This is a genomic window from Candidatus Palauibacter sp., from assembly GCF_965237495.1.
Taxonomy (GTDB): Bacteria; Gemmatimonadota; Gemmatimonadetes; order Palauibacterales; family Palauibacteraceae; genus Palauibacter.
The window spans coordinates 404,051-416,407 of the sequence record NZ_OZ250143.1 but is presented as its reverse complement, the minus strand read 5'-3'; the positions used below and the strand labels follow the sequence as shown (position 1 = coordinate 416,407).

Below are 12,357 nucleotides of genomic sequence, written 5' to 3'. Positions count from 1 at the left end.
AGCGGACGGACTACCCTCAGCGGAGTCTGTCCTGAGAGACCGCGTCTTCACGGCCTCGCAGTGGGTACCCAGCCGGCTCGACCGGACCTTCGCCTTCTTCTCCGACACCCACAACCTGGAGCGGATCACACGGCCCTTCGTGCGGTTCCGGATCCTGACCCCTCCCCCGATCGAGATGGGAGTGGGGACGACGATCGACTATCGCCTGCGGCTGCGGGGCGTCCCGATCCGGTGGCGGAGCGAGATCACCCGCTGGGATCCGCCGCACGGCTTCGTCGACGAGCAGCGCCGCGGCCCGTACCGGAAGTGGATCCACGAGCACCGCTTCCGCGCGGAGGACGGAGGCACGCGCGTGGAGGATCAGGTCACGTATGCGGTCCCGGGCAGCGCTCTGGCCGACCGGTGGTTCGTGCGTCCCGAGCTGGAACGGATCTTCGACTACCCCCGCCGCGCCATTTCGGAGTTGCTCGGACCTCGGGACGAGAAAACGTTCCCGCGGGAACGTCCGCGCGACCATTTGCCGGCTTAGCGGATCGCGGGCGGCAGGCGGCTCACCGTGATGACCGGGACGTCGAACGCGTCCGTTTCGACGAAGGCGACGAGGCCGCCGGGGCCGAAGGCGGCCGGCATTTCGAGGACATCCGGCGCGAGCGTGCCCAGGTAGCGCCCGTCCGGCGTGAGCACATCGATGGGGCCCGGCTCTTCCGCGCCCGGCTCCGCGCTGCGCTGGACCCAGAGGGTTCCGTCCCATGTCGTGCGGACGGCCGCGATCACGGGCACTTCGGGGTAGAACCGCATGTTCTCAACCGCGGCTTCCTGACCCGCGGTCAGCGCGTTCAGCACCACCAGGAGCTCGGGCGACGGCTCCCCTCTCACGTTGACCTGCGGGTCGCGCAGTCTCTCGAGTCGGCGATCGCGCTCCTCCCGCCGCAGGGCCTCCGTGACCGGCAGCGGTCGTATGGGTCGGCGCAGGACGCGCGAGACCGCGCCGGACGGATCGGTCAGCTTGATCGCGTAGGCCGACGAGTCCGAGAACGCGACCCCGCCCGATGGGAGCACGTCGAACAGCAGTGCAGGCTCGAACGCCCACGCGGCGCGCACCATGTCCTCGATGTCCTCGACGGTGTGGGATCGCTCCTCCTGTTCCCGCGGCGCCCAGGCCTCGACCAGCGTTTGCTCCGACACCTCGTCCGACGACAGATCGAAGCGCAGGATGACCCGCCCCTCGTCGCCCGTCGAGGAGTCCCAGGAACCGCCGACGACGCTCCGGCCGCCGGTGCGCTCCGGGCGCACGTCGCTGCCCAGTTCCATCCCGAGCATGCGTTCGAACTCGCCGCCCGGGGCGAAGACGTGGTAGCCCATGTGCCTGATGTCCTGGACCATCGTGCTCCCGTCCGCCCACACGTACATCTGCCTCGGCGCCCGGAACTCGCCGGGACCGTCGCCGGAGCGGCCGAACTCGGTCACGAGCCCTCCCGCCGGATCCACAACGACGATGCGGGCCCGGCCCAGAAATCCTCCCGTCTGGTCCATGACGTGGAGGTTCCCCGCGCCGTCGAACCACAGGCTCTCGATGGACGAGAACTCCTCCCACTCGGCCTCCGCCCCGGCGGAGCCGATACGGTACACGAGTTCCAGATCCGGCGACAGGAGACGATCCTCGGCGGGGAGATCCACGACCTCCTGCGCGACTGCCGCCTCCGCGTGGAATCCGACCGCTCCGAGGACCGCCGCGAGGGCTGCCGGCCGGACGGCCGCCCGGGCTGCCGCCAGCCCCCCGCCGAGGCGTCGGCGCGCGCCGGCCGTCATCGGGTCACCCGCTGCAGTTCCGAGAGCACGTCCTCCAGCGAACGCTCCGCCTCCTCCAGTCGCTGCTCCAGATCCGGGCCTCCGGCCTCGCGTTTGACCAGTTCCGAGATTTCAAGCAGCCGGCGTTCGAGGTCGGACGCCTCGATCTCCGTCATCAGGCTGGCCGCGGCGAAGTCGATGTCCGCGATCCGCCCCGCGATTTCCGCGAGCTGGGCGTCGAGATCGGAGCGCCGGATCGCCTCCGTAATTCGGTGGAGCCCCATCTCCCATCTGACGAGATCCTGCTCGAGTTCGCGCAGCACCTCCGCCGGCCGCGCGTCGCGCATGGCGGATTGCAGGTCCGAGAGTTCGCTGCGGAATCCCGAGATTCGGCCGTAGAGCACGAGTCCTCCCGCGTAGGAGAACCAGGCGTCCCGATAGCGGTTCATGACCGTGAACATCAGGTGGCGCCACCGGCGCGCCTCCGCGTCAAAGGGTCGGCGGACGCCGTCGATGCTCCATTCGCGCTCGATCCCTTCGGGGCCGTGCGTGACCACGAGACGGTGCGTCTTCTCGCCCGTCGACTCGACGACGAGCCAGCTGTCGTCCGCCAGCGACCGGACCGCGGTGCCTTCGGCGTTCAGAATGAACTCGCCCTCTCCACGCATGCAGAGCCGCATCCCCGCGACCGGTCTTGCGATCGTGAATCCCCCATCCATCCACTTCCAGCTCGACACCACCCCGCCGTCACCCCGAAAGGCGAACGACCGGATCGAATCGGAGGACGGGAAACACTCGACCTCCCGCAGAGCGGCGGGCGCGGCGGCCCGCACGGCGGCGGCCCGGGCGGCGGCGGCCCGGACGGCGACGAGGGCGGCCTCTCGCGCGGCAAGCTCCCGCACGACCTCGCGCTGAGCCTCGACGGGGACTGTGCCGGGAGCCTCGACCGCGGCTCCGGTGGGTTCTTCCTCGACCGGGACCGGGCGCGCGGCGGCGATGGATACCCCCGCCGCGCCGATGACTGTCAGCGTCAGGGCCGTGCGCACGATGCTGGGGCGAGGACGCCGCCGCGCGAGGATGGACGTGATCCTCCGCTCGAGTTGCGAGGGGTGCACGATGGGGTGCGTCAGGGGGAGCGCCAGCGCCCTCGGACCGCGGGAGAGACCGGTGGCGAGGAAGAGAAGGTGCCGGGCGTAGTCCGAGGGCCGGGCGCCGAGGGCGAGCACCTCTTCGTCGCAGGCCTGCTCGCTGGCGAGCGCGGCGCGGCGCGAGGCGATCCACGCCAGGGGGTGGAACCAATAGAGGGCGAGCACGACCCGGCGCACGAGCTGCCGGAGCGCATCGCGTCGGCGCACGTGGATGAGTTCGTGCGTGAGGACGACCGCCCGCCGCTCCCGGGTCCACGTCGCCGCCGAAGCCGGAAGCAGGATCACCGGCCGCCACAGACCGCCCGTCATCGGCGTCGCCACCGTCTCGCTTGAGAGGAGCCGGATCCCGCCTCGGAGACCCAGCCGGCGCCGCAGCACCGCGGCCTCGCCCACCCATTCGGGATCGCGCACGGGATGCGCCGTCCGCACCAGTTTCCGCAGCCGGAGAGCCGCGATGGCGAGCGAGACCAGCGACAGGGCACCCCCGACCAGCCAGACGATCCACGCGACCCGGGCGACGGAGCGCCCCGTGGCGGCGTTCGCAGAGGCGCTCCCCACCCCGTCGGCGCGCGCGGCCAGCCGGGCCCGCTCCGCCAGGACCAGAGCTTCTCGCACTTCGGCCGTCTCTCGAGTCGCGATCGAGCCGGGGGCCTCGAAGGAGGTGGCGGAAGTGGCGGCCTCGATCGCGGCCGGGGCGGACTCGCCGCCGCGGGCGGGGAGGAGCGGCACCTCCCACGAGGGGCCGATGAGGCCGAGCGCCGGGAGCGCGAGCACGAGGGCGAACGTCGCCGTCCACAGCAGATGCAGGGTCCTCGAAGACCCCCGCCGCCCGAACCACGCCAGCGCGAGCGCCAGCAGGAGCAGGAGCGTGACCTGCGCGGTCAGCGCCACCGCATCCAAGGCGACGTCCGGGGCCACGGCCAGGAACGCGCCGCTCTGGGCGCCGGCGCCGCTCACCGTCCCTCCTCCGCCGCCTTCTCGATCATCGCCTGGAGGCGGGCGTGTTCCTCCGGGGTGAGACCGCCCTCGCGCAGCTCGAGCAACGTGGCCACCGCCCCCTCCACGGAGTCCCCGAAGAAGGTCTTGAGCACGCGGCGCATGGCCGAGCGCCGGGCGCGCAGGGCCGGCATGGTGGGCGAATAGAGGTAGCGGGGCCCGTCCGGTTCACTGACCAGATGCCCCTTGTGCACGAGCCCCCTAAGGATCGAACGGACGGCCGAGTAGGTCGGAGGATCCGCCATGTTCTCCTGGATCCGGGCGGCCGTCGGGTTCCCCAGTTCGTACACGAGATCCATGACCTCGCGCTCTCGTCTGCTTAGTTTCGGGAGTGGACTCACTGTGACCGTCTCCTTTTCCTGCGACGCCTCACGGACTCTCCGGGGGACGATATCCCCTCCTGAGAAGACAACCTGGCAGGCGTGTGCTGAAAAATCAACATATCCTGCAGACAACGGCCACGCCCGGAGGGTTGCAATCGAGATGCCGCGTATCCGGAGACGTTCCCGCAGGAACGCGCGGACGGGGCGATGAGGGACCTGCCGTCAGCCGAGCGAGATCACTCGCGGTCGAGGCCGAGCACGCGGCGGCTCAACGCCGGGTCATCGTATTCCTTTGGCCACTTCTTGCCGTCGCCCTCGATTCCGAGCCGACGGCGCGACGCCTCGAGCTTGTGGAAGTCGATCCCGCCGCCATGGTTGCGGCGGACAAGTTCGACCCAATCGTCGTCACGCTGTCGCATCTCGTCACCCGCGTCGTTCGTCACAGATTCTCCGGCTCGAGCAATGCCGACTCCTCAAGTGGCGAAATCTGCTCGGGTTCTTCGACGGGCCGGATCGGCGGCTTGAAGACCGGGACTACCAAGCCACCCATACCTGCCCGGGCCGCAAAGGTCTGAACGAATTCCCGCCAGTACGGCCACACGTTGTAGGTACCGTTCAATTCGGCGAAGTGGCCCAAGGCATCGCTCGGGTACGAGCTGGCGTCTTCCAAGCGATACACTGCCAGAAACGTCGCGTCGATGCTGACGAGTTCCTGCTCCTGTTCAGCGCTCTCGGCACCGGTGCCCTCAAGTACCAGGTTAATGTGCACAAGCAAGCAGTCGAGTCGGCTGGGCGGCAATTCGAATCGGCATCGAAATCGCTGAGTCAGCCGAGCAACTTCCGGCGGATTGAAGGGATCGAAGCCCGTCTTCATCTCGGCATGGGTGAGGTTGACGGACTCGATAGCCACGCTTCGCGACACCAAGCTCGCGCGATCGAGATTTGTAGTCACGACGACTTCCTAAGCGACGAGGGCAAGGGGCGCAGGTTCCACGCTGTTCGTGGTACCCGGCACGGTTCGTTCCTCCGACTTGCAGAGGGACTGATCAAGTTCCAGCTGCGTTAACGTAATCGGAACGACCGGTTGAACCTTGGCGTATCGCAGCCTCTGCACCGCCCGTTCCCCAAGCTGCTCGAACCTCCAATCCGAAAGCGGTTCGAGCTGGACAGCCGCCCGCGCACCGCACGCGTGCGCCAAGGCCGCCAGGGTTCGCAGGGTCATGTTGCGAGACCCGCTGAGGAGTTGGGTCACGTTGGGGCGGCTCGTCCCAAGAGCTCCCGCGAGCTGCGCACGGGTGAGTCCCTGATTCGCCATGGCTTTCGCCACGGCTTCCGTTGCCCACAGAATCAAGCGCTCCTCCTCGTACAGCCTGCGAGACTCAGGACTGGCGGTCTGCCGCTCGATCCACCCCCGATTGGTCATCTCACTCATTTGCATTCCTGTCTGTCGAGAAAATCGGACCTCATTCTGATTGCTTTAACTATGTCTTTTCTCTTATGTTCATCCCGTTTCTTCATGAGACCGAACAGGAGAACAAGTCGCCTATCGCTAGTGAAGAAACAGAAGATCCGGACTTGGTGACTCTTGATTTCGAATACTGCGTCCTCGACTTTTTTGAACTTGGTTTTGTTTCGGATGTGCCCTTGGTCTCCAAGCATCTCAAAGATCACGTCCAGCTTCTTTCGGCTCCTCTCCGGCAACTCGTCCAAGAACTCCCCGGCCGGGTAGGACCCGTCCACTCGTTCCATACATTCGATCGTAAGCTTGGATCCAACGTACTCGGGACGACGTGGCACGAGCGTATCCTCGGTCAGCGAACCACACGGTTGATGTCAGCAGTTCCAGCATGTCAGGAGCACTCCGATCCGTCGCCGTCCACGAGAAGAGACTTCACGTGCGCTACCTTCCACCACACAAGAGTAACGTAAGTGTTAACTACCAGAGCGGCGAGATGAAACCCCCCGTTGAGCGGACGAGTCGGAGGCGTTGAACCGTTAGACCTCCGATGTGGGTCCGTCAGCAGCGTGTGGCCTACCGGCCTTGTACTTGCAGGTCCTCTACCGGATCAGGACGACCATCACGTCGGCGATGGAGACATCGGCCCACTTCCGATCTGCGGTGAGTGCCGGGAGGCCGAGCCTGGACGCGGTGGCCAGACAGGCCCGGTCACCCAGTCCGAGGCCGAGGTGCCGTGTCCTCTGGCGATAGGCGCCGCTGAGCAGGGCGGTTTCGTGGTCGAAGGGAATGCTTTCGATCCCCGGTTCATCGAGAACGCTCGCCACCGCTGTCGCGGTCCAGTCGCGCTCCGAGAGGCGCGCCGCGACTTCGGCCACGTTCACGGACGACATGGCCGCGCCACGTTCAAGCGCGCGGACGACGCGCTCCGCTCCGGGTTCCTCGAAGAGTGCCGCCAGGACGGCCGAAGCGTCCAGAACACTCGCGATCGGTTCATTCACGCGCGGCTTCGGCTCGCCGTTCCAGGATGAATTCATCGACGACGCTCCCGGACCCCTTCCGCTTCTGCCGTGCAATGGCCTGCAGGCGCGCGAGCGCCCCGCGTGGGGTGCGCAGCCGGATCGTGTCGCCCTCCAGCCCGACGACCAACTGCTGTCGGCCTCGGATGTCCAGAGCCTTTCGAAACCGCGCGGGAACGACCAGCCGACCGGCCTCGTCGATCGTCACGCGCTCGGTATCGGTCAAGCGATCCGGCGAACTCCCGGGGATCGACTGCCTGGGTTCTTCTCTCATGGTATACTCCACATATATGGTATCTTGTGATATTATACCATATCAGGGTCCGGGTCGCGAGTGGGCAACATCGCCACCACCGGCAGAGGATCTCCTGCTGCTCCATGCCACACGCCGCCTTCGTCGATACCATGGGACCGCCGCCTTCGATCTCAACAACTTTCGCGGCGGCGATCAAACCGGGATCATCACGACGCCAGACATCACGGCGCCAAGCGTCGCCGGGGAAGTGGTCAATCGAACGAGGAAGGCTCTGACGTGATCACACTCGAGGGGAAGACCGCCATCGTCAGCGGGGCGGCGAAGGGGATCGGCGCCGCGTGCGCGCTGGCCTTCGCGCGTCACGGGGCGGATGTCGTGCTGGGGGATGTGCTGGAGGCGCGTTGCGCAGACACCGCGCGAAGCATCGCGGAGGAGACCGGCCGGGAGACGCTCTCCGTGCCCGCGGACGTGAGCGACGAGAGCGACTGCGCCGCGCTCCTCGACGCGTGCACCGACCGCTTCGGCGGCTGCGACATCCTGCTCAATAACGCTGGGATCATCGCGGAAGGGTCGATCCTGGACGTGACCGTGGAGGACTTCGACCGGGTGCTGTCGGTGAACCTGCGCGGGAGCTTCCTCCTCTCCCGCCTCGTGGCGCGAGACATGGTGGCGCGCGGGGTGAAGGGGTCGATCATCAACATGTCCTCAACGAACGCGGTGGTGACGATCCCGAACCAGCTCGCCTACGCGGCCTCCAAGGGCGGCGTGATGCAGCTGACGAAGGTCATGGCGCTGGCGCTCGCGCCGCATGACATCCGGGTCAACGCGATCGGGCCGGGGACGATCGTCACGGACATCCTCGACTCGGTGATCGCCGACGATGAGGCCCGACGCACGATCCTCTCCCGCACCCCGCTGGGACGGTTCGGCGACCCGGCGGAGATCGGGACGGTGGCCGTCTTCCTCGCGAGCGACTACGCCTCGTACCTGACGGGCGAGACGATCTACCCGGACGGAGGACGGCTGGCGCTCAACTACACCGTCCCGCTGCGCGAAGACGGGTGAAGCGGCGCTCGAAGCGGCGGGTGGGCGGCGGATGAACGGCAAGGCGATGGACGAGTCGAGCCGCGACGCCCGGCTCGCGATCGACATCGGCGGGACCTTCACCGACGTCGCTCTGGAGGCCGGCGGGCGGCTCGTCACGACGAAGGTGCTCACGACCGCCGCGCTGCCGGAGCGCGGCGTGCTGGAGGGGGTGCACAAGGTGCTCGGGCTGGCGGACGTCACGCCCTCCGCCGTCCGTCTCGTCATCCACGGCACCACGCTGGCCACGAACGCCATCATCGAGCGGCGCGGCGCCCGCACCGCGCTCGTCGTGACGTCGGGGCATCGCGACGCCCTCGAGATGGCGCACGAGAACCGCTTCGAGCAGTACGACATCGGCGTCGACCGCCCTCCCCCGCTCGTCCCGCGCCGGCTTCGGCTGCCGGTGGAGGAGCGGGTCGACCATCGCGGGCGGGTGCTCGTGCCGCTGGAGGAAGGTTCGGTGCGCGCGCTCCTCCCGACGCTCGAGGCGGAGGGGGTGGAATCCGTCGCGGTGGGGCTCATCCACGGCTACGCCAACCCGGACCACGAGCGGCGGATCGGGGAGATCCTCGACGAATGGCGGCCGGGGCTGCCTGTGACGCTGGCCTCGGACGTGTGCCCCGAGGTGCGGGAGTACGAGCGACAGTCGACGGCCTGCGCGAACGCCTACGTCCAGCCGCTCATGGCCCGCTACCTGCGGGGGCTCGCGGATTCGCTCCGCGAGTCGGGCTTCGCGTGTCCCTTCCTTCTCATGACCTCGGGCGGCGGGCTCACGACGCTCGAGACGGCGGTCGCGGCCCCCGTCCGCCTCGTGGAATCCGGACCCGCCGGGGGCGCGATCCTCGCCAGCCATCTCGCGCGGACGCTGGAACTGGGCGACGTCCTCTCCTTCGACATGGGCGGGACGACGGCGAAGCTGTGCGTCATCGACGGCGGGCGGCCGCTCCATTCGCGGACGTTCGAGGTCGCCCGCAGCTACCGCTTCAAGCAGGGGAGCGGACTGCCGGTGCGGATCCCCGTGATCGAGATGGTCGAGATCGGGGCCGGGGGCGGGTCGATCGCCGGTGTGGACGACATCGAGCGGATCCAGGTGGGGCCCGCGAGCGCCGGGTCGGAGCCGGGACCGGCGGCGTATGGCCGGGGCGGAGACGAGCCCACCGTGACCGACGCCGACGTCGTCCTCGGGCGCATCGATCCCGATCTCTTCGCCGGGGGCTCGATCGCCCTCGACCTTGGGCGGGCCGCGGCGGCGGTCGGGACCCGCGTGGGCGGGAAGCTGGGACTCGACCCGAAGCTCGCCGCGCTCGGCATCAGCGAGATGGTGGATGAGAACATGTCCAACGCCGCGCGCACGCACGCGATCGAGTGGGGGAAAGGGGTGGCGGGCCGCACGCTGATCGCCTTCGGCGGCTCCGCGCCCATCCACGCGGCGCGGCTGGCGGACAAGCTCGAGGTGGGCCGCTTCCTCGTCCCCGCCGACGCGGGGGTGGGGTCGGCCGTGGGCTTCCTCCTCGCCCCCATCTCCTACGAGGTCGTGCGAAGCCGCTACATGCGACTGTCGGGGTTCGATCCCGGGGTCGTGCGGGAGGTGTTCGCTGAGATGCGGGCGGAGGCGGAGGCCGTCGTCTCGCGCGGGGCGCCGGGGGCGGCCACCAGCGAGAAGGCGCGCGCCTACATGCGCTACGTGGGCCAGGGCCACGAGATCGGCGTCGACCTCCCCGGGGGGGTCGAGGACGCGGCGGCCCTGCGCGAAGCGTTCGACCGCGGCTACGAAACGGTGTACGGGAGGACGATCCCGGGACTCGACGTGGAGGTCCTGAGCTGGACCCTCGTCGTGACCGCCCCCGCGACCCCAGACGTTCCCGCGGGAACGTCCTTGGGGTCCGGAAGGGGGTCCGGAGGGGGGTCCGGAGGGGGGTCCGGAACGGCGGAAAACGTTCCCGCGGGAACGTCGCTCGGGGGGCGACCCGCCGCGCCGGAACCGGCCCCCGCGCGCTGGACCAGGCTGTGGGACGGACCCGGCGGCGAGTCGGCGACCGCGGCGGTTCACATCCGGGGGGCGCTGGCGGAGGGAGCCCGCGTCGAGGGCCCGGCGCTGATCGCCGAGGACCAGACGACGACGGTGGTCCCTGATGGCTGGGAGGCCCGGGTGCTGGGCGGCGGCCACCTCCTCGTCGAGCGGCGGACAGCGGCGGCGGACGCGGCCCAGACCGGCATCGCCGCCCTCGAGGGGCAGATCATGTGGAGCCGGCTCCTCTCCGTGGTGGAGGAGCAGGCCCGGACCCTCGTGCGCACCGCGTTCTCCACCCCCGTGCGCGAGGCGGGCGACCTCTCCGCCGGCGTGTTCGACCTCTCCGGGCGCATGCTGGCGCAAGCGGTCACGGGCACGCCCGGCCACGTCAACGCCATGGCCGCCTCCGTGGGGTTCTTCCTCCGGGACTTCCCGGTGGAGACGCTGGGCGAGGACGACGTCCTCATTACGAACGACCCGTGGGAGGGGACGGGACACCTCAACGACTTCACGGTCGTCACGCCCGCGTTTCTGGACGGGCGTGCGGTGGCGCTCTTCGCCGCGACGAGCCACATCGCCGACGTCGGCGGGCGCGGCTTCGGGGCGGACGCGAACCAGGTGTTCGAGGAGGGGATCCGCCTCCCCATCGGCTACCTGATCCGCGGCGGACGGGTGGACGAGACGCTGATGCGGCTGGTGCGGGCGAACGTCCGCGACCCGGACGTGGCCCAGGGCGACCTCTACTCGCTGGCGGCCTGCAACCGCACCGGATGCGAGCGGCTGGCGGCGATGATGACGGAGTTCGGCATCGATGCGCTCGAGGCGCTGGCGGAGACGATCGTTTCCACCTCCGAAAGGGCGATGCTGGAGCGAATCCGCGCCCTCCGGCCCGGCACGTACCGGAACCGGATGAGGATCGACGGCTACGACGAGGACCTCGACCTCGTCTGCGCCCTCACGGTGGGTCCAGACGGGATCCGCATCGACTGGGACGGCACGTCGCCGATGTCGTCGCGCGGGATCAACGTCCCGGTCACGTATACGCGCGCCTACAGTTCGTTCGGGGTACGCTGCGTCGTGGGCTCGGAGATCCCCAACAACGCGGGCTCGCTGGCGACGATCGCGGTCTCCGCCCCGCCCGGTTCCCTGCTCAACGCGCCCCCGCCCGCCGCGGTGGCCGCGCGCCACGCGATCGGGCAGATGCTGCCGGACGTCGTCCTGGGCTGCCTGGAGCAGGCGATGGGCCCCGGTTCGGTGCCCGCCGAGGGCGCCTCCTGCCTGTGGAACCCGGTCATCATGGCCGCCCCGGGGCTGACCGGCGCGCACCGCTACCGGGGCGAGGACTTCGTCGTGAACCCCTTCCACGCCGGGGGCACGGGCGCCCGCCCCGGGAAGGACGGGCTCTCGGCGACGGCCTTCCCCTCCGGCGTCCGCAGCACGCCGATCGAGATCACCGAGACGGTCGCGCCGCTCATCTTCTGGAAGAAGGAGTACATCTCCGACTCCGGCGGCCCCGGCGAGTTCCGCGGCGGCCTCGGACAGGTGATGGAGATCTCGCACGCGTCGGGCGAGGCGTTCGCCGTCTCCAAGATGTTCGAGCGGGTGCGCAACCCGGCCCGGGGCCGCGACGGGGGCGGCGACGGGGCCGCGGGGCGGGTCCACGTGCCGGGGGTGGGCGACTTCCGGCCCAAGGGCCGCGAGGTGGTGCCCCCGGGCCATCGCATCGTGCTGGAGACCCCGGGCGGAGGCGGCCTCGGCGACCCGTCCGGGCGGCTGCCCGAGCGCGTGCGGGAGGATGTGCTCGATGGCTACGTCTCCGCCGATGAGGCGACGCGTGCGTACGGTGCTTTAGACTTGGAGTAATGGCCATGATATTGTACTGTATGACGTCCACACACCATTATCATGGTCATTAACATGCAGACACACATTCAGGGGACGCTGCCGCTTCCGGTTCGGCGACTCCTCCGTAAGCTCGGCTCCGATATCAGGGACGCCCGCCTCCGCCGCCGCATCCGCGCGACGACGATGGCGGAACGGGCGCTGATCAGCCGCACCACGCTGCACAAGATCGAGCGCGGCGATCCCGGCGTCTCGATGGGCAACTACGCGACCGTCCTCTTCGTCCTCGGCATGGAAGACGGCGTGGCGGAACTCGCCGACCGCAGCCGGGACGGCCTCGGGCTCGACCTGCTCGAGGAGCGCCTGCCGCGGCGCGTCCGCAATCCCGCTCCGCGCTCGCGGCTTGAGCGCGGGCGGGACTGAGGCCGTCTG

13 protein-coding genes are annotated in these 12,357 nt (G+C 69.2%); 4 read left to right on the top strand and 9 right to left on the bottom strand.

What is annotated here, in order from left to right; translation table 11 throughout:
* Positions 1 to 31 precede the first annotated feature (31 nt).
* Positions 32 to 529 (top strand): SRPBCC family protein, encoded by a 498-nt coding sequence (locus ACPXY0_RS01760; RefSeq protein WP_423930537.1) that lies wholly within the window; start codon positions 32 to 34, stop codon positions 527 to 529.
* Here the strand turns inward: ACPXY0_RS01760 and ACPXY0_RS01755 are convergent.
* The 9 genes from ACPXY0_RS01755 to ACPXY0_RS01715 form a co-directional block, all read right to left on the bottom strand.
* A complete protein-coding gene (locus ACPXY0_RS01755) occupies positions 526 to 1,809 on the bottom strand; it encodes a hypothetical protein (protein ID WP_423927891.1) in 1,284 nt (427 codons plus the stop codon). The two genes, ACPXY0_RS01760 and ACPXY0_RS01755, sit on opposite strands and share 4 nt — an antisense overlap.
* A complete protein-coding gene (locus ACPXY0_RS01750) occupies positions 1,806 to 3,893 on the bottom strand; it encodes a M56 family metallopeptidase (protein WP_423927889.1) in 2,088 nt (695 codons plus the stop codon). Before ACPXY0_RS01750 ends, ACPXY0_RS01755 begins: the two co-directional genes overlap by 4 nt.
* The gene (locus ACPXY0_RS01745; RefSeq protein WP_423927887.1) at positions 3,890 to 4,273 is read right to left on the bottom strand and encodes a BlaI/MecI/CopY family transcriptional regulator; all 384 of its coding nucleotides are present in this window, start codon (positions 4,271 to 4,273) and stop codon (positions 3,890 to 3,892) included. The genes ACPXY0_RS01750 and ACPXY0_RS01745 overlap by 4 nt, the downstream gene beginning before the upstream one ends.
* Before the next feature lie 218 nt (positions 4,274 to 4,491).
* Positions 4,492 to 4,698 carry a hypothetical protein gene (locus tag ACPXY0_RS01740; protein WP_423927885.1) on the bottom strand — a complete coding sequence of 69 codons (207 nt, stop codon included), beginning with the start codon at positions 4,696 to 4,698 and terminating at the stop codon, positions 4,492 to 4,494.
* A complete protein-coding gene (locus ACPXY0_RS01735; protein ID WP_423927883.1) occupies positions 4,695 to 5,207 on the bottom strand; it encodes a hypothetical protein in 513 nt (170 codons plus the stop codon). The genes ACPXY0_RS01740 and ACPXY0_RS01735 overlap by 4 nt, the downstream gene beginning before the upstream one ends.
* 9 nt (positions 5,208 to 5,216) lie before the next feature.
* Positions 5,217 to 5,570 carry a helix-turn-helix domain-containing protein gene (locus ACPXY0_RS01730; RefSeq protein WP_423930535.1) on the bottom strand — a complete coding sequence of 118 codons (354 nt, stop codon included), beginning with the start codon at positions 5,568 to 5,570 and terminating at the stop codon, positions 5,217 to 5,219.
* Positions 5,571 to 5,683: 113 nt separating this feature from the next.
* Positions 5,684 to 5,995, bottom strand: a complete 312-nt coding sequence (locus ACPXY0_RS01725) for a type II toxin-antitoxin system RelE/ParE family toxin (protein ID WP_423927881.1) — start codon at positions 5,993 to 5,995, stop codon at positions 5,684 to 5,686.
* 318 nt (positions 5,996 to 6,313) lie between these two features.
* Positions 6,314 to 6,748 carry a type II toxin-antitoxin system VapC family toxin gene (locus ACPXY0_RS01720; protein WP_423927879.1) on the bottom strand — a complete coding sequence of 145 codons (435 nt, stop codon included), beginning with the start codon at positions 6,746 to 6,748 and terminating at the stop codon, positions 6,314 to 6,316.
* A complete protein-coding gene (locus ACPXY0_RS01715) occupies positions 6,705 to 7,004 on the bottom strand; it encodes an AbrB/MazE/SpoVT family DNA-binding domain-containing protein (RefSeq protein WP_423927877.1) in 300 nt (99 codons plus the stop codon). Before ACPXY0_RS01715 ends, ACPXY0_RS01720 begins: the two co-directional genes overlap by 44 nt.
* 258 nt (positions 7,005 to 7,262) lie before the next feature.
* On the opposite strand from ACPXY0_RS01715, the gene ACPXY0_RS01710 reads away from it, so the two are divergent.
* Genes ACPXY0_RS01710 through ACPXY0_RS01700 form a run of 3 tightly spaced genes read left to right on the top strand, consistent with a single transcriptional unit; the run spans position 7,263 to position 12,348 of the window.
* On the top strand, positions 7,263 to 8,051 hold the full coding sequence (locus ACPXY0_RS01710) for an SDR family NAD(P)-dependent oxidoreductase (protein WP_423927875.1): 789 nt from the start codon (positions 7,263 to 7,265) through the stop codon (positions 8,049 to 8,051).
* Positions 8,052 to 8,082: 31 nt separating this feature from the next.
* Positions 8,083 to 11,946 (top strand): hydantoinase B/oxoprolinase family protein, encoded by a 3,864-nt coding sequence (locus ACPXY0_RS01705; protein ID WP_423927873.1) that lies wholly within the window; start codon positions 8,083 to 8,085, stop codon positions 11,944 to 11,946.
* Between the two features lie 54 nt (positions 11,947 to 12,000).
* The gene (locus ACPXY0_RS01700; RefSeq protein WP_423927871.1) at positions 12,001 to 12,348 is read left to right on the top strand and encodes a hypothetical protein; all 348 of its coding nucleotides are present in this window, start codon (positions 12,001 to 12,003) and stop codon (positions 12,346 to 12,348) included.
* Positions 12,349 to 12,357: the final 9 nt, after the last annotated feature.

Coding starts and splice junctions, on each gene's coding strand:
- ACPXY0_RS01755 (WP_423927891.1), bottom strand. CDS start 1,809: ATGACGGCCGGCGCGCGCCGACGCCTCGGCGGGGGGCTGGCGGCAGCC.
- ACPXY0_RS01705 (WP_423927873.1), top strand. CDS start 8,083: ATGAACGGCAAGGCGATGGACGAGTCGAGCCGCGACGCCCGGCTCGCG.
- ACPXY0_RS01715 (WP_423927877.1), bottom strand. CDS start 7,004: ATGAGAGAAGAACCCAGGCAGTCGATCCCCGGGAGTTCGCCGGATCGC.
- ACPXY0_RS01730 (WP_423930535.1), bottom strand. CDS start 5,570: ATGGCGAATCAGGGACTCACCCGTGCGCAGCTCGCGGGAGCTCTTGGG.
- ACPXY0_RS01700 (WP_423927871.1), top strand. CDS start 12,001: ATGCAGACACACATTCAGGGGACGCTGCCGCTTCCGGTTCGGCGACTC.
- ACPXY0_RS01720 (WP_423927879.1), bottom strand. CDS start 6,748: ATGAATTCATCCTGGAACGGCGAGCCGAAGCCGCGCGTGAATGAACCG.